General features: G+C 54.8%; 14 protein-coding genes and 1 pseudogene. 11 read left to right on the forward strand and 4 right to left on the reverse strand.

Annotation, left to right across the window (positions count from 1 at the left end):
• A partial coding sequence (locus tag AC2FIM_RS13500) for a transposase (protein WP_496729103.1) occupies window positions 1-232 on the reverse strand: 232 nt, incomplete at its 3' end.
• Between the two features lie 130 nt (window positions 233-362).
• Between AC2FIM_RS13500 and AC2FIM_RS13505 the strand changes: the two genes are divergently transcribed.
• From AC2FIM_RS13505 to AC2FIM_RS13525, 5 genes are all read left to right on the forward strand, one after another.
• Entirely contained in the window at window positions 363-2093 is a 1731-nt protein-coding gene (locus AC2FIM_RS13505) for a sensor histidine kinase (RefSeq protein WP_496678090.1), read from the forward strand.
• Window positions 2090-3430, forward strand: coding sequence for a sigma-54-dependent transcriptional regulator (locus tag AC2FIM_RS13510; RefSeq protein WP_142637615.1), 1341 nt, complete (start codon window positions 2090-2092; stop codon window positions 3428-3430). The genes AC2FIM_RS13505 and AC2FIM_RS13510 overlap by 4 nt, the downstream gene beginning before the upstream one ends.
• 126 nt (window positions 3431-3556) lie before the next feature.
• Entirely contained in the window at window positions 3557-4567 is a 1011-nt protein-coding gene (gene dctP, locus AC2FIM_RS13515; RefSeq protein WP_496678087.1) for a TRAP transporter substrate-binding protein DctP, read from the forward strand.
• 68 nt (window positions 4568-4635) lie between these two features.
• Window positions 4636-5268, forward strand: a complete 633-nt coding sequence (locus tag AC2FIM_RS13520) for a TRAP transporter small permease subunit (protein ID WP_496678085.1) — start codon at window positions 4636-4638, stop codon at window positions 5266-5268.
• Window positions 5269-5279: 11 nt separating this feature from the next.
• Window positions 5280-6680 (forward strand): TRAP transporter large permease, encoded by a 1401-nt coding sequence (locus AC2FIM_RS13525; protein WP_142637621.1) that lies wholly within the window; start codon window positions 5280-5282, stop codon window positions 6678-6680.
• A gap of 596 nt (window positions 6681-7276) precedes the next feature.
• Here the strand turns inward: AC2FIM_RS13525 and AC2FIM_RS13530 are convergent.
• The 3 genes and pseudogenes from AC2FIM_RS13530 to AC2FIM_RS13540 form a co-directional block, all read right to left on the reverse strand.
• The gene (locus tag AC2FIM_RS13530) at window positions 7277-7762 is read right to left on the reverse strand and encodes a GNAT family N-acetyltransferase (protein WP_142637623.1); all 486 of its coding nucleotides are present in this window, start codon (window positions 7760-7762) and stop codon (window positions 7277-7279) included.
• A 327-nt stretch (window positions 7763-8089) separates the two neighbouring features.
• A pseudogene (locus tag AC2FIM_RS13535) lies at window positions 8090-8620 on the reverse strand (HupE/UreJ family protein).
• 9 nt (window positions 8621-8629) lie between these two features.
• On the reverse strand, window positions 8630-9319 hold the full coding sequence (locus AC2FIM_RS13540; RefSeq protein WP_271949858.1) for a hypothetical protein: 690 nt from the start codon (window positions 9317-9319) through the stop codon (window positions 8630-8632).
• A gap of 413 nt (window positions 9320-9732) precedes the next feature.
• On the opposite strand from AC2FIM_RS13540, the gene AC2FIM_RS13545 reads away from it, so the two are divergent.
• The 6 genes from AC2FIM_RS13545 to AC2FIM_RS13570 all read left to right on the forward strand — a co-directional run bounded on the left by AC2FIM_RS13545 (window position 9733) and on the right by AC2FIM_RS13570 (window position 18503).
• Window positions 9733-10011: a TRAP transporter small permease subunit gene (locus tag AC2FIM_RS13545; protein WP_496678082.1), complete on the forward strand. Its 279-nt coding sequence runs from the start codon at window positions 9733-9735 to the stop codon at window positions 10009-10011.
• Window positions 10008-11294: a TRAP transporter large permease gene (locus tag AC2FIM_RS13550; protein ID WP_496678080.1), complete on the forward strand. Its 1287-nt coding sequence runs from the start codon at window positions 10008-10010 to the stop codon at window positions 11292-11294. Before AC2FIM_RS13545 ends, AC2FIM_RS13550 begins: the two co-directional genes overlap by 4 nt.
• A gap of 389 nt (window positions 11295-11683) precedes the next feature.
• Window positions 11684-13711: an oxidoreductase gene (locus tag AC2FIM_RS13555; RefSeq protein WP_496678077.1), complete on the forward strand. Its 2028-nt coding sequence runs from the start codon at window positions 11684-11686 to the stop codon at window positions 13709-13711.
• 479 nt (window positions 13712-14190) lie between these two features.
• On the forward strand, window positions 14191-15216 hold the full coding sequence (locus tag AC2FIM_RS13560) for an ABC transporter substrate-binding protein (protein ID WP_496678075.1): 1026 nt from the start codon (window positions 14191-14193) through the stop codon (window positions 15214-15216).
• The gene (locus AC2FIM_RS13565) at window positions 15217-17433 is read left to right on the forward strand and encodes an ABC transporter permease (protein ID WP_496678073.1); all 2217 of its coding nucleotides are present in this window, start codon (window positions 15217-15219) and stop codon (window positions 17431-17433) included.
• Window positions 17430-18503, forward strand: a complete 1074-nt coding sequence (locus AC2FIM_RS13570; RefSeq protein WP_271949869.1) for an ABC transporter ATP-binding protein — start codon at window positions 17430-17432, stop codon at window positions 18501-18503. Before AC2FIM_RS13565 ends, AC2FIM_RS13570 begins: the two co-directional genes overlap by 4 nt.
• The last annotated feature ends 42 nt before the right edge of the window (window positions 18504-18545 follow it).

Below are 18545 nucleotides of genomic sequence, written 5' to 3' on the forward strand. Positions count from 1 at the left end.
CCATCATTCGCGCGAAGATGCCCTTGTCGCTCCACCGTTTCCATCGATTGTACAGCGTCTTGTGCGGTCCATAGGCGGCAGGGGCATCCCGCCACCGCAAACCATTGCGATTGATGAAGATAATCCCGCTCAACACACGCCTGTCATCGACGCGCGGCTTGCCGTGGGGCTTCGGGAAGAAGGGCTCCAGACGCGCCATTTGCGCATCCGTAAGCCAGAAGAGATCAGACATGTTCACCGCTCGTTTTTGAACCGTGAATCACGCCGCAAAACGGAAATCAATGGGTCCTGACCCTAGAACTCTTGGGATGGACGGCTAATACCTACTGTGATCCTATGCTGTCGCAGTTCATGGGCATTCAATGCGATCAGCTTCGTATATTGTAGGTATTTTGGTAGCCATTGCCGCCAGCATTGGCCTTTATTTGGTTTCTTACCAGTACTTCGTTTCGGAGGAGCTTTCGAAAGCTCAGGGCCGGCTCTCTCTCTACCAAAGCTCGGTAAACAGCGAACTCGAACGATTTTCCCACCTCACCTATGTGCTGTCACAGGATTCCTTTGTAATTGGAACAGCCGAAGGAGACGGCACCGGAGCTTTAAACCGACGCCTTGAGGATTTTGCGGAGCGGGCGGAGCTGGATGCTATCTACCTGATGGACGAAGACGGGATCACGATTTCCGCATCGAACTACCGCGACACAGGGAGCTTTGTTGGCCAGAACTACGCTTTCCGCCCATATTTCCAAAGTGCCATTTCTGGTAAACAGGGCCGCTTCTATGCCATCGGGGCGACGACTGGTCTGCCAGGATACTTCATCGCCAACGCAGTGCTTGACGACCAGGGAGATTCAACTGGTGTCATAGCGATTAAGATCGATTTCTCTAATCTTCAGGATAGTTGGAAAAACTCGGGCGAACAGGTTCTTTTGGCCAATGAAGACGGTGTCATTCTGCTTTCTTCGAACTCGGATTGGCAATATCGCGCGTTGACGCCATTGTCAGAACCACAGCGAGAGCGAATTCGAAACGCCCGGCAGTTTCCGGGGCAAGCCTTAGATGCGTTGGATTGGGTTGAGTTGCCGGGAGATCAGGCCAGAATTGCGGGGACGAAGCGCTTGCATCTTGCAGCAACGGATTTGCCTCATGGCTGGTCGCTTCACTATTTTGCAAGTGACGATCAAGCCGTAGCACGCAGTTGGCTTGTAACTGCAGTTTTTGTCCTCTTGGCGGGGCTCACATTTATCTACTTCCAGATACAACGTGCGAGACGCGTCAGCGCTGCTTTGGCGCGGTCCGAAGAGGAAGAAGCAATGCTGCGCAAAGCAAATGAAAGGCTTGCCATCGAAATCGACGACCGCAAGACAGCCGAGCGGAGCCTCAGACGCACCCAGGGCGAGTTGGAGCGCGCAAGCCGACTGGCCGCTCTTGGGCAACTATCCGCGTCGGTCACGCATGAGCTGGGCCAGCCCATCGCGGCGATGCGCAATCATCTGGTGGCTGCAGAGATTTCATCTTCCGGGGAAACCAAGCTGCCACAAAAAATCGGCAGCCTGGTTGACAGGATGGAAGGGATCACACGCCAATTACGGTTTTTTGCACGGTCGGAGAGTGAGGCGTTCGACGACGTAGACTTACGCACTTCGGTTAATGCCGCGTTGGCTCTGGTTGCTCCAAACATCGAACAGGGCAAGGTGAAAATCTCAATTGATGCGTCGACTGGTCCGGCGTTTATCCGGGGCAGTGCCCTGCGGATCGAACAGGTCATCACAAATCTTTTGCGCAATGCCATAGATGCTACGGATGCAGCGGATGCGCCTGAAATCCATATCGCTGTCATGGCTTCTGATGATGAGGTCGTGTTGGAAATTCAGGACAACGGTCACGGGTTGGGCGAGGCAACGCTGGCAGAGTTGCAAGAGCCATTTGTAACCACAAGAGAGAGCGGGAGAGGCATGGGCTTGGGACTGGCCATTTCCACCAGCATTGTCAAAGATCACGATGGCACAATGACGGCCCGAAATCGAAATGGCGGCGGAACAATTTTCCGTGTCACCTTCCCGATAGCCTCAAATACTGAAGAAACGGACGAATGAACCTGCAGCAACCCTTCAAAGTTCTGGTCGTTGATGATGACAAATCGATGCGACAATCTCTTGTCGAGTTGCTTGAAGCTGCCGACTGGTCTGTCAACGCCTTGCCACGCGCGACCCAGGTGACGGAGCATCTGGCCAACGCCTCGCCCGATGTCATTTTATCCGATGTGCGTATGCCCGGCATGTCGGGACTTGAATTGCTGGCCAGCCTGGACAGGCATGTGGCGCCTCCGGTGGTATTGATTTCGGCACATGGTGATATCCCGATGGCGGTTCAGGCCATACAGGACGGGGCATATGGGTTCATCGAAAAGCCATATGAACCACGGCGATTGCTTACGGTGCTGAGGCACGCGGCCGAACAATACCGAATGCGAAGAAGTAATGCCCGCCTCAAAGACCGTCTGTTCAAACTGTCAGGCCTTGACCGCATCCTGCTGGGCCAAACGGACGCCATTACAGACTTGCGACAAGAAGTACTTGATCTTGCTGATACGTCGGTTGCGGTTTTGTTGCAGGGAGATACGGGCACCGGGAAAGAGCTGGTTGCTCATGCTTTACATGATTTGGGCCGCTCGCCGGAGGCACCGTTTCTGGCGCTGAATTGCGCCGCATTGTCGGCCGATACATTTGAAGCGGAAATGTTCGGCGTCGCGGGTGAATCCGACGGAAGGCTTGGGGCGGCATCGGGTGGGACCTTGTTTCTGGATGAAATCTGCTCGTGCCCACCAGCGGCGCAGGCCAAGCTGTTAAGGGTCATCGAAGATCAACAAGTGCTGCCGGTGGGGGCGGTGTCGCCGGTGCCGGTAAGCTTCAGGGTCGTGTCAGCAACCAACGAAGACGTTGTACTGGCGGCCGAGGAAGGCCGCCTGCGTCAGGACCTTTTGTTTCGATTGAATACTGTCGTCCTGTCCTTACCCCCGCTTAGACAAAGACGGGATGATCTGGTTCTGTTGGCAACGCATTTCTTAAACGAATACGCGCAGGTTTATGAGATAGACGTGCCAGAACTTGATCAGGACGATTTGGCGGCTCTGCTTGCACATGACTGGCCCGGCAATGTGCGTGAATTGCGCCATGTCTGCGAACGGCGCATTTTGGCGGCCCGACGCGGAGGCGGTTCGGTGGCGCAGGCTATCCAAAGCGATCAGCACTTCGACGAAGTGCCGGATACCCTGCGCGATGCCGTTGCCGCATTTGAACGCGAGCTCATAGGCAAAGCCATCAAGGCGCATAAAGGCCGCATGGATGCCGCTGCCGAAGCGCTTGGGATTGGCCGCCGGACGCTCAACGAAAAGATCGTCAAACTTGGTCTCGATAAAGAGGCTCTGTTGTAGGCGAAAACAGCTCTGCGGAAATCCGCAGGGCGCCTGGGAAAACGCGCGCATTTTCCTTCATAGTCAGGACGCCGCGCATTCTGAATACTCCGCCCAAACGAATTGCATGATCTGGGAGGAGCCACTATGCGCAAACACCTTAACCGGGCGGCCATTGCCGCCTTGTCGCTGACCGTTGCATCCGAAGCACTGGCTGTCGAATGGAACGTATCCCTGTGGGGCAAGCGTCGTGCTTTCACAGAGCATGTCGAAAAGCTGGCTGAACTGGTGAACGAAAAGACCACCGGTGAGTTTACCCTGAACATCAGTTATGGTGGCCTGTCGAAGAACAAAGAAAACCTCGATGGGATTTCGATTGGCGCGTTTGAAATGGCCCAGTTCTGCGCTGGCTATCACCGCGACAAGAACCCCTCGATCACTGTCTTGGAACTGCCGTTTCTGGGCGTGACATCGTTGGAACAGGAAATTGACCTGTCGATGGCTGTTTATCAACATCCAGCCGTTGTCGAGGATCTGGCCCGCTGGGACGCGACTCTACTGATGCCGTCTCCGCTACCGCAGTACAACCTTGTCGGGGTAGGTGACGCGCCAAAATCTTTGACTGATTTTGAAGGTCTGAGCGTACGGGCGACTGGCGGCATCGGTAAAGCGATGGAGACGGTCGGCGCGGTTCCGACTTCGATGTCCGCATCCGAAGTACGTCAGGCAATGGACAGCGGCATCGTCAAAGCCGTCAGCTTTGCACCACACGCCCATATGTCCTTTGGCACTATTGAGAACGCTACATGGTGGACGACGAACCTGAACCCCGGAACCGTCAACTGCCCGGTCGTCGTGAATACTCTGGCACTGGAAGATCTGTCCGATGAACATCGTAAAGCTCTGCTGGGGTCGATAGACGAAGCGCTGGATCACTACGTTTCCCAATACCAGACCAAAACGATGGAAGCTTGGGGCCCCGAGCTGGATCAACGCGGCATCGAACGGGTCACGTTCAGCGATGAAGAAATCGCGGCATTCAAAGAGGCCGCCGCCGCACCCGCAGCAGAAGCCTGGATTGCGGAAAACACCGAACGCGGTCTTCCGGCGCAAGAGCTCTATGACCTCGTGACCGGCAAGATCGCCAACGGTAGCTAATCCACTCACCACCCGACGTCGGCCAAGCAGGCGTCGGGTGCCTATTCCCCTGATAGCGGAGCACAACGATGGCCGGGTCATCCCTGGTGCTGTCCGACGACAGCCGTCTCAGCATTCTCGATCAACATCTCTACAAACTGGAGAGCTTTCTGGCTTTGATCAGCGGTCTTGCGGTTTTCTCTCTGATGGTCATGGCCGTTGTCTCCGTCGGTGGTCGGAACATCGCCAATGTGCCGCTTCCCGGGTATGTCGACTGGATTGAACAGGCCATGCCGTTGATTGCCTTCATGGGGATATCTTATGCGCAGCGCGATGGCGGCCACATCCGAATGGACATGTTCGTTGGTGCACTTAAAGGCCGAACGCTCTATATCGTTGAATTCGTGACAACCGCCGTCATTCTGGCGCTGATCGTCTTGCTGATCTGGGGGAGCTGGGCGCACTTCGCGCGCAGTTTCGACTATGGTGCCCCACTGTGGAGCCGCGACAGTTCCATTGACATCAGTATCCCGCTGTGGCCCGCCAAGCTGTTGGCACCCGTCGCCTTCAGCGTGCTTTGCATAAGGCTCTTTCTGCAGCTCTGTGCCTACGGTCGTGCAATTCGTCATCCTGACCAGCCGCCTATCGCCGTCCCGTTGATTCCCGATGCCGCCACCCAGGCTGCAATGGAAGCCGAGCATGTCTCGGGCCACGACAACTGAGGTAAATTCTGATGGAACCCATTGAAATTGGTCTGATCGTCTCGGGCGGAATGCTTGTTCTTGTGGTGCTGGGTATGCGCGTGGCATTTGCTGCCGCAACGGCCGGAATGGTTGGCCTGATCTGGATCTTCTGGGCCAAGTTTGGGTACGACCCGGCGCGGTTCGGCAAGGCTGTGACTGTGGCCGTCAAAACAGCGGGGCAGGTGCCGCATTCCAAGATTTCGAGCCAGGCGCTGAGCCTTATCCCGACCTTCATCCTGATTGGCTACCTCGCCTATTACGCGGGCCTGACCAAAGCACTGTTCGAGGCCGCCAAGCGATGGCTGGCATGGGTTCCTGGCGGGCTGGCGGTGTCGACCGTCTTTGCCACCGCCGGGTTCGCTGCGGTTTCCGGAGCCTCGGTTGCCACATCCGCCGTTTTCGCCCGCATCGCCATCCCCGAGATGCTGAAGATCGGCTACGACAAGCGCTTTGCTGCAGGTGTCGTCGCTGCAGGCGGCACATTGGCGTCGCTCATCCCTCCTTCGGCCATTTTGGTCATATACGCGATTATCGTGGAACAGGACGTGGGCAAACTGCTGTTAGCCGGTTTCATTCCGGGCATGTTCTCAGCTTTGATCTATGGCTTGCTGATCATTGGCATGGCTGTTGTGATCAAAGACTTTGGTCCCGCAGTCTCAGGCTTTACATGGAAAGAGCGTTTCATGTCTCTTCCGCCCGCACTGCCTATCTTGTTTGTCGTCGTTACCATCATCTTCTTTGTCTACAACCCATTCGGAGGCGATGCTTGGGGCACGCCAACCGAGGGTGGCGCAATCGGTGCCTTCGTTGTCTTTCTGATGGCGCTATATCAGGGCATGCGTTGGTCCGAACTTAAAGACGCGTTGCTGGAGACGGCCAAGCTAAGCGTCATGATCTTTACCATCATCTGGGGCGTGCTGGTCTATGTTCGTTTTCTGGGTTTTGCCGAACTACCCAGCGCGTTCTCCGACTGGATCACCTCGCTTGAGATGTCACCAATGCTCATTCTGATCTGTATCCTGCTGGCTTATGCTGTACTGGGCATGTTCATGGATGCGATAGGTATGCTGCTGCTGACGTTGCCCGTAGTTTACCCAGCCGTCATGGCGTTGAACGGTGGTGAAGCGGTAAGTGCGGCCGATAGTACCTTTGGAATGTCCGGCCCGATGTGTGCCATCTGGTTTGGCATTCTGGTAGTCAAAATGGCCGAGTTTTGCCTGATCACCCCACCTATCGGGCTGAATTGCTTTGTAGTGGCTGGCGTGCGTGATGACCTAAGCGTTCAGGATGTTTTTAAAGGTGTAACGCCTTTCTTTCTGGCGGATGCAGCGACGATCGCAATGCTCGTTGCGTTCCCTGCTATCGTTCTGTGGCTTCCTGGACAGGTTTGAATTACATGGGATGATTTTTGAGCGCGGTTTGCCGGTGCGGCTTAGACAAAGATGCAAGATGCGTGCCATTCATGAATAAGCAACGGCGACCAATAGCATAGATAGCTGGCGTCATTATTTGTTCAGTCATGTAAAGGCGTGTCGGCTGATTTGGGCCGTTCGCATGATCAGCTATTGGTGGGGCAGGGGACCTTTCTGCAACGGCACCGGAGCCTGTTGTGAGCCCAAAGCAGAATCTTGAGAGATAGTGGAAAGAGCACTCCGCCGTCACCACGGCGAAGTGCTGAATAGTGTGTGTCTAGCTGCCCTTCGTCGAGCGTGCGAAATCCTGTAGAACGGTAACTCACGGTCTGCGGGACGGAGCCGACTTTTGCTCACGCCGCTTTTGCTGACGCAGAAACCCCTCGCAGGCGCGACACGCCATTTGTTGCATCGCAGAGGATTCTTCGTTTGCGGTCATTCATCGGCGCAAAATTCAGCCAATTCCAAACCGCCTTTTCGCTGCAGCTGGGTCCGGCAATCGAGGAGCGGACAAATTGGACTTTCCCATTGAAAATTTGAATGTCCGCTCTGCACGGCTGAGATAATCGGGCAGTTCAAAGTTTCATAGACATCTCATGCCAAGTCATTCCTCCATGGTCAGAAGTCGATGGCTGTAAATAGCTGTATCCAAAATTCTCGTAGAGTGGGACGTGATGCTCTTTGCACATGAGATGGATTGTGGATTTACCCATCCTTTTCATGCGCCCCACGAATTCGACCATCAATGCCCGTGATAGACCCTTGCCCTGATGCGCGGGATCAACAACAACAGACATTATTACGACATTTGGGGCGTCGGGGTCATGGCCAACAAGCTCTTTGAACTCTTCATCAGACATTTCGACTTCATGAGCACATCCGCAATTTACAAAGCCAACTATCTCGCCTTCCACCAAAAGAACTAGGAAGCCATTGGGATAGACCTCAATCCTTTTAGAAATCTTTTCGAGCGTTGCTGCTTCGTCGCCTTCGTAGGCATCAATCTCTATTTCAAAGCAGCGAGTTGCGTCGGCAGGTTTGGCGTTTCGAAATTCTCTCATGTGCCTACACTACTCGGGATGGATAGAGTTGCAACGCCGCCGTTCGTACTCATCGCAGCATTGGTTACTGAGGGCTCACTCCCTGGTTTCGCCGCCTGAAGCGCGAACTATGGCTCCTGATTTCCCAACGTCCGCGCATTGAACAATAAGACACAAGATCAAAGACTTGACCCGATCCTCCTGTGGCCGGTTTCGATCAGCCGATCACAACGGCATTGCCGCGCGAGCATCGGGCCGCGCTGAGCCCAATCTGTCTTATGCTGCAGAACAGTCGAATGTCCGCTATTCTCTCAGGCGATCATCACGGTACGCGCCATCGCAATGACCTTAAGCCAGCGTGGAATAAACCTCGGCAATTCGTTGAAAGGTCCAAAAGCAGGCCATAGCCGCACATCCACCGGCTAAGCCCACTCGTAGGGACATCCACAAACTGGATCTCACGCGCCGACACATTATCAAGGCAGGCCAGAGCGCAAGAATTATGGCGACCTGGCCAAGCTCGACGCCTAAATTGAAAGCAAGCAGGCTCTACCAGATATTTGGGGATGTAACCTGCAAAATCTTGTGCAACACAAAGCTGAATCCAAGACCATGCAAGAGGCCAATCAGCGTTGTCAAAAGTACCATCGCGAATTCAGAACGCGCGCGGTCCTTGAAGCTCATAAACGCCGCTGCGGCTGCAAAAATGATAGAAAGCGCGATCCCGGTTTCGACGGCAGGAACAAACCACACGCCCGACGGCACAAACCCGAAAAACCCCAGCGACAGCGTTACGCTATGCCCCACGGTAAAACCGGTTGCACGCAGTAATAGCGCCCTGAGTGTTTGCGCCCCAATGACCAAACACACAACAAACAGAACATGATCCTAACCTTCGAGGATATGTCGTGTGCCTTCCCAGACAAAACTCAGGAATCCTCCGTACCCTTCTTGCTGAACCTCCACAGGGTCGGTCATCAGACCCCGAGACTGGAAAATCTGCGGTGTGTCAGACGCGTAATCGAGAATGAGGTTCGCCGTTTGGTCCTGATCCGGCAAACCGGGGTCCAGCACGTTGGCAATGCTGTACGATTGGACCGGGCCGTCAGTGTCATAATGCAGGACGAGATCGACAATCGTGTCACCAACAAAAAGCGGTGGCGTTAAGGCCGTTTCGGTGTCTACTGCCTGTTGAGCCTCGGCTAAAGTTGCAAATCCGGGCTCAATTCCAACGCGATGCAAGCGAACGGCCTCAACTGTTCCTCTTAAGCGGTGGTCGTCGATCAACAGGTGCAACCCACCTTCGGCGATTTGCCCCAGCCCGTTGGGATCGCTCATTACAGCTTGCAAGTCGACAAAATGGACCAACTGACTGTTACTCATGGCATTGGTCGTGAATGGTGCAGCATCTGGCAGAGCGTCATCGTCCTGCTCGCCGACCTTGTCCGCAACCAGATAGGGCATGGGTGTACGCATAAAGACGCGCAGATTATCCACGGAATGCTCGACATGCGTTACGCGGACATTGAGATTCAGCAAAAAATGCGCCGAGGCTGACAGCGTCAGTGACAAAATCAAGCTGACAAAAAAATACCGAAAGCAAAAACCTTTGGTCTTAAACACTTATGCATTTGGATCGCGAGCCTCGATTACAGTTAGTCCATCCAACTCCCATTGCCCGGCTTCTGGTATAACTTCAACCAGCGCCCTGAACGTAACGGCGCGTATGTGCGCGTGCCCCCAATGGCCGCCTTCGACTTTCACGGTCAATCTGACCAGAGTGCTAAATCCACCCGGTTTGAGGGTCGGATCAATGCGTTCTAATTTCAGGTCGCTAACATCGGTAACTGTAGCAAGACTGCCTCCTAGCGTTCGGTCGCGAGGCCACGTTCTGAGCAGCCTCATCTGACTGGTCCAAGTTGATTGTTAGTGCATCATTGGCCTGTGATACATTGAGATGGTGGTTTCGGGAGCTGGCGGGCGGTAGCCCAGTGCACTGTGGGGTCGACCTGCTGACTGAACGCGCCGGACCTCGCACTCAATGGCTGGTTGAGGTTTGGGGGATGATTGGTGTGATCCTGGTCGCTGCGGCTGTTCTCTACAGCGCGGTGATTATGGTGCAGTTCTCATACGATTTCGGGATCTATTCAGACGGGTATCTGAGCGTTCAAATGTGGATTCCGCAAGGCTTCCTACTCATCGGCATGATGATACTAATCCTTGCGGCTCTGGCTCGCATCTTTACGCTTCTGACGCTGCGCCGACCATGAGGACGTTTCTTATTTTGGCCGGTCTGATTGTCCTCTTGCTCACGGGCATGCCAATCTTTGCCGGGCTCGGGCTTACATCGCTAATCAAAATGATGCTGACGGAGGGCAACGTGAATAGCGCGGCTGATACGGTGTTTGCCAAACTGAACAACGGACTTCTTACGGCTATACCGATGTTTGCTTTCTTGGCTCACGTGATGATCCGTGCCGGCGTGGTTAAGGACCTTTACGATGCAGCAAATGCAATGGTCGGCCATTTGCGTGGTGGACTTGGGGTCGCCACGATCCTCTCCTGCACCATATTCGCAGCCATTTCCGGTTCGTCTGTAGCCACAGCACTTACTATTGGCTCGACGGCTATCTCGCAGATGAAGCGCTTCAACTACAGCCCCAGCAATTCCTACGGTGTGATTGCAGCGGGCGGTACGCTCGGGATTCTGATTCCTCCCTCTGGGCCTCTTATTCTCTATGCCATTGTAACCGAGGCCTCGATCGGAGCTCTTTTCCTAGCCGGGTTGGTGCCGAGTATCATGATGGCTGTCATGTTCGCGGTTTGGGCGATGGTCAGCGCTGGGTTTGGGGGCACGGCTGTCTCTCAACCATTTGCAGGTATGGGCGTTATTTGGTCACGTATGAGACAGTCGATCTGGGCCTTATTGATGCCACCGGTGGTTTTGGGCGGAATCTACCTCGGAGTATTTACGGCTACTGAAGCAGCTTCTATTGGCTGCCTTTACGCGCTGTTCATCAGTGTAGTTGTTTACCGCAATTTCGGTCTGAACGACCCTTGGGTGACTGCGTTTGAAACAGTGCGCACAACGGCGATGCTGTTCATGATCCTGGCTGCTGCGGCGCTGTTTGGTCACGCCGTAACCATTATTCGCCTGCCCATAAAGATCGTCGAACAAGTGACGGCAATGGGCCTCAGCCCCGCCATGTTTGTCGTAGCTGTTATGCTGCTCATTCTGGTGCTGGGCATGTTTTTGGAGACCATCTCGATCATCCTGATCACGACGCCAATCGTTTTTCCTGTCATGCTGGCATTGGGGATCGATCCAATTTGGTACGGCATCCTGCTAATGATCAACCTCGAACTTGCGCTGATCACACCTCCCGTGGGGATGAATCTCTTCGTCATCAAGGGCATTGCCAAAGCCCCTTTGTACGAGGTCATTCGCGGCGCCTTGCCATATGCAGCGCTAATGCTGCTGGGCCTGATCCTCGTCTTTGCATTCCCACCTTTGTCCACGTGGCTTCCCGAGGCGGCGGGGTTCGGCGGCTAAGCAACGCGTTCATGAAACTCCTTGAGTATTACCCTTTTCATCCTTAACGCCATATCTCAATAGGATTGGACCCCATGGTTAGGGCTCGTTTGAGACACTAACCGTATACTTTCTGGGTCAGAAATGCCCGACGTTTAGGTCAGAATTGAATGACGTGATCCTCCGACTCATTGAGGTTTTGGCTGTCAATTGAGTCAAAGGTCAGTGACGTTCCACCTTTCTTGGTCTGGTCGTCATTTTGTGGATCAGTGTCGGAAACAGTGAACTCTCTCCCCGTATTTCCCAAGTAGCATAGCTTTGACAGCGAACGTTGTCAGTCACAGAAGCTGTCAAACGGGCCCGACCCGGAGCTGTTTTTAGACCGGTGTCATTACCGAAGGGAGTTGATCATGGCGAAACTACTTGATCCGTTTCAGCTCAAGCACCTGACGCTGCGCAACCGTATCGTCAGCACCTCTCACGCGCCCAATTACGTCGAAGATGGTCATCCGCGAGACCGTTACAGGCTGTATCACGAAGAAAAGGCCAAGGGTGGCGTCGCCCTGACAATGATCGGAGGATCGACGAATATCGCTGCCGACAGCCCCTCGGTATTCGGCCAGCTTTATGCCGGCGACGACAGTATCGTTCCCTGGTTTCGGAAGCTCACGGATGGCGTGCATCTGCATGGGGCCGCTATCATGTGTCAAATCACTCATATGGGACGCCGTACTGCTTGGGATGATGGGCATTGGTTGCCGGTTATTGCCCCGTCCGGCGTTCGCGAACGCGCGCACCGCGCCTTTCCCAAAGCAATGGAACAAGAGGACATTGAACGAGTGATCGGCGATTATGCCTCTGCGGCGCGACGTTGTCAGCAGGGCGGGTTCGATGGGATCGAGCTTCTGTCCCACTCGCATTTGCTGGGCCAGTTTCTGTCTCCGCTCACCAACCAACGCGACGATGCCTTTGGTGGCACGTTGAAGAACCGCATGCGCCTGACCCTGCAGGTATTGGATGCGGTGCGCGCCGAGGTCGGTCCGAAGTTCATACTGTCCATGCGCATCACCGGCGATGAGTTGATTGAGGGCGGGCTGAGCGCCGAGGACTGCATTGCCGCCGCCCGGATGCTGGAAGATAGTGGCCATGTCGACCTGCTCAACATCCTGGTCGGGGCACCCTACGATGATCTTGGCCTTGCTGAATGGGTGCGTCCTATGGGGCTGCCAGCCGCTCCGCATATTACTGTGGCTGGACGCATCCGCGAAGCCGTCAACCTACCGATCCTGCATGCAGGCGGCATCGCAGACATTGCAACGGCTCGCCACGCGGTTACAGGCGGCCATGTCGATCTGGTCGGCATGACGCGCGCCCAAATGGCTGATCCTTATTTGGTGGCAAAACTGGCACGCGGGGAAGAGGATCGTATCCGTACCTGTGTCGGCCTCGGGTATTGCGTGGACCGGGTCAATCAGGGCAAGCCCGCCGTGTGCGGACACAATGCCGCCACCGGGCGGGAGCAAACTTTACCCCATGTCATTCCTGCCAGCCGCACCCGAAGGAAGGTGGTTGTCGTCGGCGGCGGACCTGGCGGGCTGGAGGCAGCGCGGGTCAGTGCCTTGCGCGGTCACGATGTGGTTTTGTTCGAGGCGTCAGATCGGCTGGGGGGGCAGCTTGTTTTGGCAGCCAAGGGCGGGACACGCAGGCAGATATGGGGTGTCGCCGATTGGTTGATTTCCGAGGTTAACACCCTTGGTGTTGATCTCCGCATGAATACCTTTGTCGAGGCCGGTGACGTGTTTAGAGAAGCCCCGGATTTAGTCATAGTTGCTACCGGAGGATGGCCCGAGCCAGTATCCATTCCAGGCGGCGATCTGGCGCTCTCCAGTTGGGAGGTTCTGTCCGGAGAAGCGCGTGTTTCGGGCGAAGTTCTATTGTTCGACGAGATTGGAGACCATCCCGCGGCAGTCACGACCGACATGTTGGCAGGCGCTGGCCACAGCGTCGAACTTGTGACCCCCGACCGGGCAATTCTGCATGACCTTGGCCCAACGACCTCTGCCGTTGCTTTGCGCGATCTGGCAGCAAACGGGGTGACCTTTACCTGCCTCCACGAACTCTGTGCTCTAAGCCAAGAGGGAAACCGGGTGTGCGCCAGCCTGCGCAATGTCTTGACCGGTGATATCACCAAGCGTCTTGTCGACCACGTGGTTGTCGAGCAGGGTCTAATCCCGACGGACGCGCTCTATCACGATCTAAAGCCAGGTTCGCGAAACCTTGGGCAGGTCGATCACAAGGCGCTGATCAATGGTTCATTCCCGTTCAGGGAAGACGAGCCGGATGGCCAGTTCTATCTGGCCCGAATTGGTGACGCGATCGCAGGCCGCAATATGCACGCCGCGATTCTCGACGCTATGCGTATTTGCTGTTCAGCCTGAGCTGCGCTCCGAGCATTTTTCATCAGTAGCGGCGAAGGCAAAGCTGTACCTCGGCCCGCATCGAAATACCTTCAGGAAAGCAGAAGTTCGCAGCACTCGCACAGAGACCTAGTTTGCAGGCGAAAAGCAGACCTTAAGTTCGAAATACGATGCTTGCTCTACGCTGGAGGAAGCGGCCGCCCCAGCAAAGGGCTACCTAAACAATGCGGCATCAAAATACGCTCCCGATACTCAAACTTGGTGCTGTAAACAGGCTTGGCGGTTCAAAACCCACCGGTGCAAAAAACCAATGCTCGTTGAATTTTCTTGCGGAACCAACAGTACAGTGTTGAGATTGCTTCTGTCATTGGGAGGCTGGTCGGATGTTGATCTGGCCAACGCAATTAGATCAACTAGCGACTTAGAGCGACCGCCACTAACGACGAATTGACGAGTATCGCGCTGGGAATTTCGGCACGACACATAGGGGAGGAAAGAAATTGAAAAATCTGACGACGACGCTGGCGGGATCGCTGATAGCATTTGCGGCTTCGCTAACTGCGGCCCAAGCTGAAAAGCTGACGTTTTACTGCTCGGCACAGGAAGATTGGTGTCAACTCATGGCGCGCAGTTTCGAGGATGCCACCGGCATAGACGTCAATATGACCCGCAAGTCCTCGGGCGAGACGTTTGCACAAATTCGCGCGGAAAGTTCTAACCCTAAAGGCGATGTATGGTGGGGCGGTACCGGTGATCCCCATTTGCAAGCCGCCGAAGAAGGTTTGACGATGGAGTACGTGTCGCCGATGCGTGACCAGCTTCACGACTGGGCGATCTCACAGGCTGAAAGTGCAGGAAACAAGACCATCGGAATTTATTCAGGCGCACTCGGCTACGGCTATAACTCCGACCTCTTGGCCGCGAACAGCTTGCCCGAGCCCGCATGTTGGAAAGACTTGCTGAAGCCCGAATATAAAGGGCACGTGCAAATGGCGAACCCGAATTCCTCGGGCACCGCTTATACGACGCTTGCCTCGATGGTTCAGATATTTGGCGAAGACGACGGCTTTGAGTTCATGAAGGGCCTGCACTCGAACATCAACCAATACACCAAGTCGGGTTCGGCCCCAATCAAGGCCGCCGGCCGGGGTGAGAACACCATCGGCATCGTCTTTATGCATGATGCGGTCAAGCAGGCCGTATCAGGTTTTCCGGTCAAGGTCGTGGCCCCATGCGAGGGCACAGGCTATGAGATCGGTTCGATGTCGATCATTGACGGCGCTCGAAATGAAGAAGAAGCCAAAAAGTTCTATGACTGGGCGCTCAGCCCCGAGGCCCAGAACCTTGCGCTTGAGGTTAACGCCTTCCAGGTTCCGTCCAACAAAAATGCGGAGACCTCTGAAAGCGCACCTGACATGAGCCAGATCAAGCTTATTGACTATGACTTCAAAAAGTACGGCTCGTCTGACGAACGCAAGCGTCTCTTGCAGAAATGGGACGAAGAGGTCTCAGTACTGCCACAGTAAGTGACTGACACCACACCAAAAACGAACCACCCGGTTCTGATCTTCTGGATTGTTGCCGGGTGGGTTGGTTTCTGTCTGCTGCCATGGTTCATGGTGGAGGATGGCATTTGGTCATTCGTATGGCTGGTCGATGGATATCCGTTCGATGAAGATTATGCGCCCGCTGCTTTCCTGATCGGACAGGGCGAAAAGCTGTGGCTTACACCGCTTTTGGTCCCGCTTACCTTGCCTTTGTTGATACTCGGCAAACCAAAGTCCGATCCACAATATGCACGTATCCTGATTTTGGCTGGTGCCTTGGGTTTTGGCTGGCTGATTGCGCAAGGGTTCTCAATTGGCATTCGCGGGTTCAATTTCGAATGGATGAAGGTGCTGTTCGGAGAACCGAAGATCCGCCAGTTCGGCATGGGATACGGCGCGATGATCTGCGCCACAGCGTTTCTGTTCCTTTTAACTCAGGGTATTGCAGCGCGCGGCGCTATCAACGGCGACGTTTTCGTCGTTAGCGCTATTGGTGGCGTAATCACCATTGTTACAATTTTCGTTTTCTTTCCAATTGCGAAGATGTTGTTTGCCGCCTTCGTTACCGAAGATGGTGTCTATTCAGTTTCGGTTTTTGCCTCGAAGTTCTTTGATGACCGACTTTGGGGCTTGGGCTGTTTTGCCGGTGCCAAATGCGGCGCCGCGTGGAACTCTCTGTTTCTTGCAGTTCTTGTGGGCTTCATCACGACGGCACTTGGACTATGTTTTGCACTTGTCGTCACACGGTCAGGTTTTCGTTTTAAACGCGGGATGCGCGCGCTGACAGTTTTGCCGATTATCACACCGCCCTTCGTGATTGGTCTTGCACTGATCCTGCTGTTTGGGCTTTCCGGTTCGGTCACCAAATTTGTTGCTGAGATCTTTGGTGTGCAGCCTACGCGCTGGCTTTATGGTATGCCCGGGGTGCTGATCGCTCAGACTCTGGCATTTACGCCGATCGCCTTTCTGGTTTTGATCGGGGTGGTCGAAGGGGTGTCACCTTCGATGGAAGAGGCTGCCCAAACCCTTCGAGCCAATCGTTGGCAAACATTCAAAACCGTGTCCCTGCCTCTGATGCGTCCCGGCCTGGCCAATGCCTTCCTGCTTGGGTTCATCGAATCCATGGCCGATTTTGGCAACCCACTTGTCTTGGGCGGAAACTTCGATGTGCTTTCGACTGAGATATTTTTTGCCATCGTCGGTGCGCAATACGATCAGGGCCGGGCTGCTGTTCTGGCCATGGTGCTCTTGTTCTTCACACTTTCCGCCTTCTATGCGCAGCGCGCGTGGCTGGGGAAAAAGAGTTATACCACCGTTTCCGGCAAGGGCGACGCGGGTGTGCACCCCTTGATGCCGCGCGGCCTTGCCATACCGGTTCTGGGCATTGCAATTGCCTGGGCGGTTTTCACTGCCGTGGTTTACGGGATGATCATCTATGGAAGTATCGTCGAACTGTGGGGCGTTGATAACTCGCTGACGTTCAAGCACTACGTCACAGCCTTTTCGGTTCGCTTCGAAGAAGAAGGTATTCGCTGGACCGGAGCCGCCTGGGACAGTTTCTGGACCACAATCACCATTGCTGCCATTGCCGCACCGTTGACGGCCGCCGTGGGGTTGGTCACTGCCTATCTGCTGACACGGCAAAGTTTTGCGGGAAAGAATGCGTTTGAGTTTGGTACGATGCTCTCTTTCGCCATTCCCGGCACGGTTATTGGCGTCAGCTATATCCTGGCATTCAACGTGCCCCCGATCGAGATCACCGGCACAGGCGTTATCCTTGTCGTCAGCTTTATCTTCCGCAATATGCCGGTTGGGGTTCGCGCGGGTATTGCGTCTATGTCACAATTAGACAAGTCGCTTGACGAGTCTTCGCTGACGCTCGGTGCAAATTCCTGGCAGACTTTCAGGCGGGTAATTCTTCCTCTTTTACGGCCCGCTATCCTAGCTGCGCTGGTTTACAGTTTTGTCCGGGCCATGACGGCGATTTCGGCGGTGATATTCCTTGTTTCAGCAGAGTATGACATGGCTACCAGCTACATTATCGGTCGGGTCGAAAACAACGATTACGGTCTTGCAATCGCATATTCCACAACGCTGATCTTCGTGATGTTGGCGGCAGTCGGGATGTTACAAATCCTCGTGGGCCGTGTTCAGATCGGGCGACGTACACAACTCGGGACAGAGAAAACGACATGACCGAAACGACTATAGCAAGTAAAGCCGCGCCTGTTCGTTTCGACGGTGTTTCGAAAGTGTTCGGCAGGGATGTGGTGGCCGTCGACAGCATCGATCTGCACGTCCAAGCGGGCAAACTGGTGACGCTTTTAGGCCCCTCGGGCTGCGGTAAAACGACGACGTTGCGCATGATCGCAGGACTGGAAATGGCGACCTCGGGTCGAATTCTGATCGGCGACCGAGACGTGACCAAATTACCCGCTACCGACCGTGACGTGTCGATGGTCTTCCAATCCTACGCGCTTTTTCCTCATATGAGCGTACTGGAAAACGTCATGTATGGGTTGACCTTTTCCGGCTTCGACAAGCGCGAGTCCCGATCGCGCGCGCTGCATGGGTTAGACTTGGTTGGCCTGAAGGGCTTCGACAACCGTTTGCCAAGCGAACTTTCCGGCGGGCAGCAACAGCGTGTTGCTGTCGCTCGTGCATTGGTTTTGGAGCCACAGGTTTTGCTCTTTGACGAACCTCTCTCAAACCTCGATGCAAAACTGCGCCGCCAAGTGCGCGAAGATATCCGCGCCATTCAGCAAGATCTCGGTTTGACCGTCGTCTATGTGACTCACGATCAGGAAGAAGCCCTTGCCGTTTCAGATGAGATTGTCGTCATGCGCAACGCTGCCATCGCACAGATCGGCACGCCGCGTAAACTATATGATGCGCCGGTTGACCGGTTCGTGGCCGATTTCATTGGTGAGGCTAACCTGATCAGTTGCACTATTCTTTCCGTCAACGGCGATTTAGCCACGATCGAAATCGAGGGCTATCAACACACGCTCCCCTCTCGTGGCCTAACGCCTGGTCCCGCAACGCTGGCCGTGCGCCCGTCACGGATATTGATTGGATCTGATACCGGCATCCCGGCCAAAGTTGCCAAGGCGACCTATGTTGGCGTGCGGATGGAGTACACTCTGGCCGGTGCCTTCGGGCAGGTATTTGCTGTGCAGGACGACGTGGACGAGCCACTGGAAATCGGCTCGGAAGTCAAAATGTCTTTTGCCGAACGTGGCCCCGTTCTGTTGCCGGAAGGGTGACGTGGGTAAACTTTTAGTCGTCTCTCACCCGGAGGTCGTCCT

This window comes from Ruegeria sp. CDSC052 (assembly GCF_059610685.1).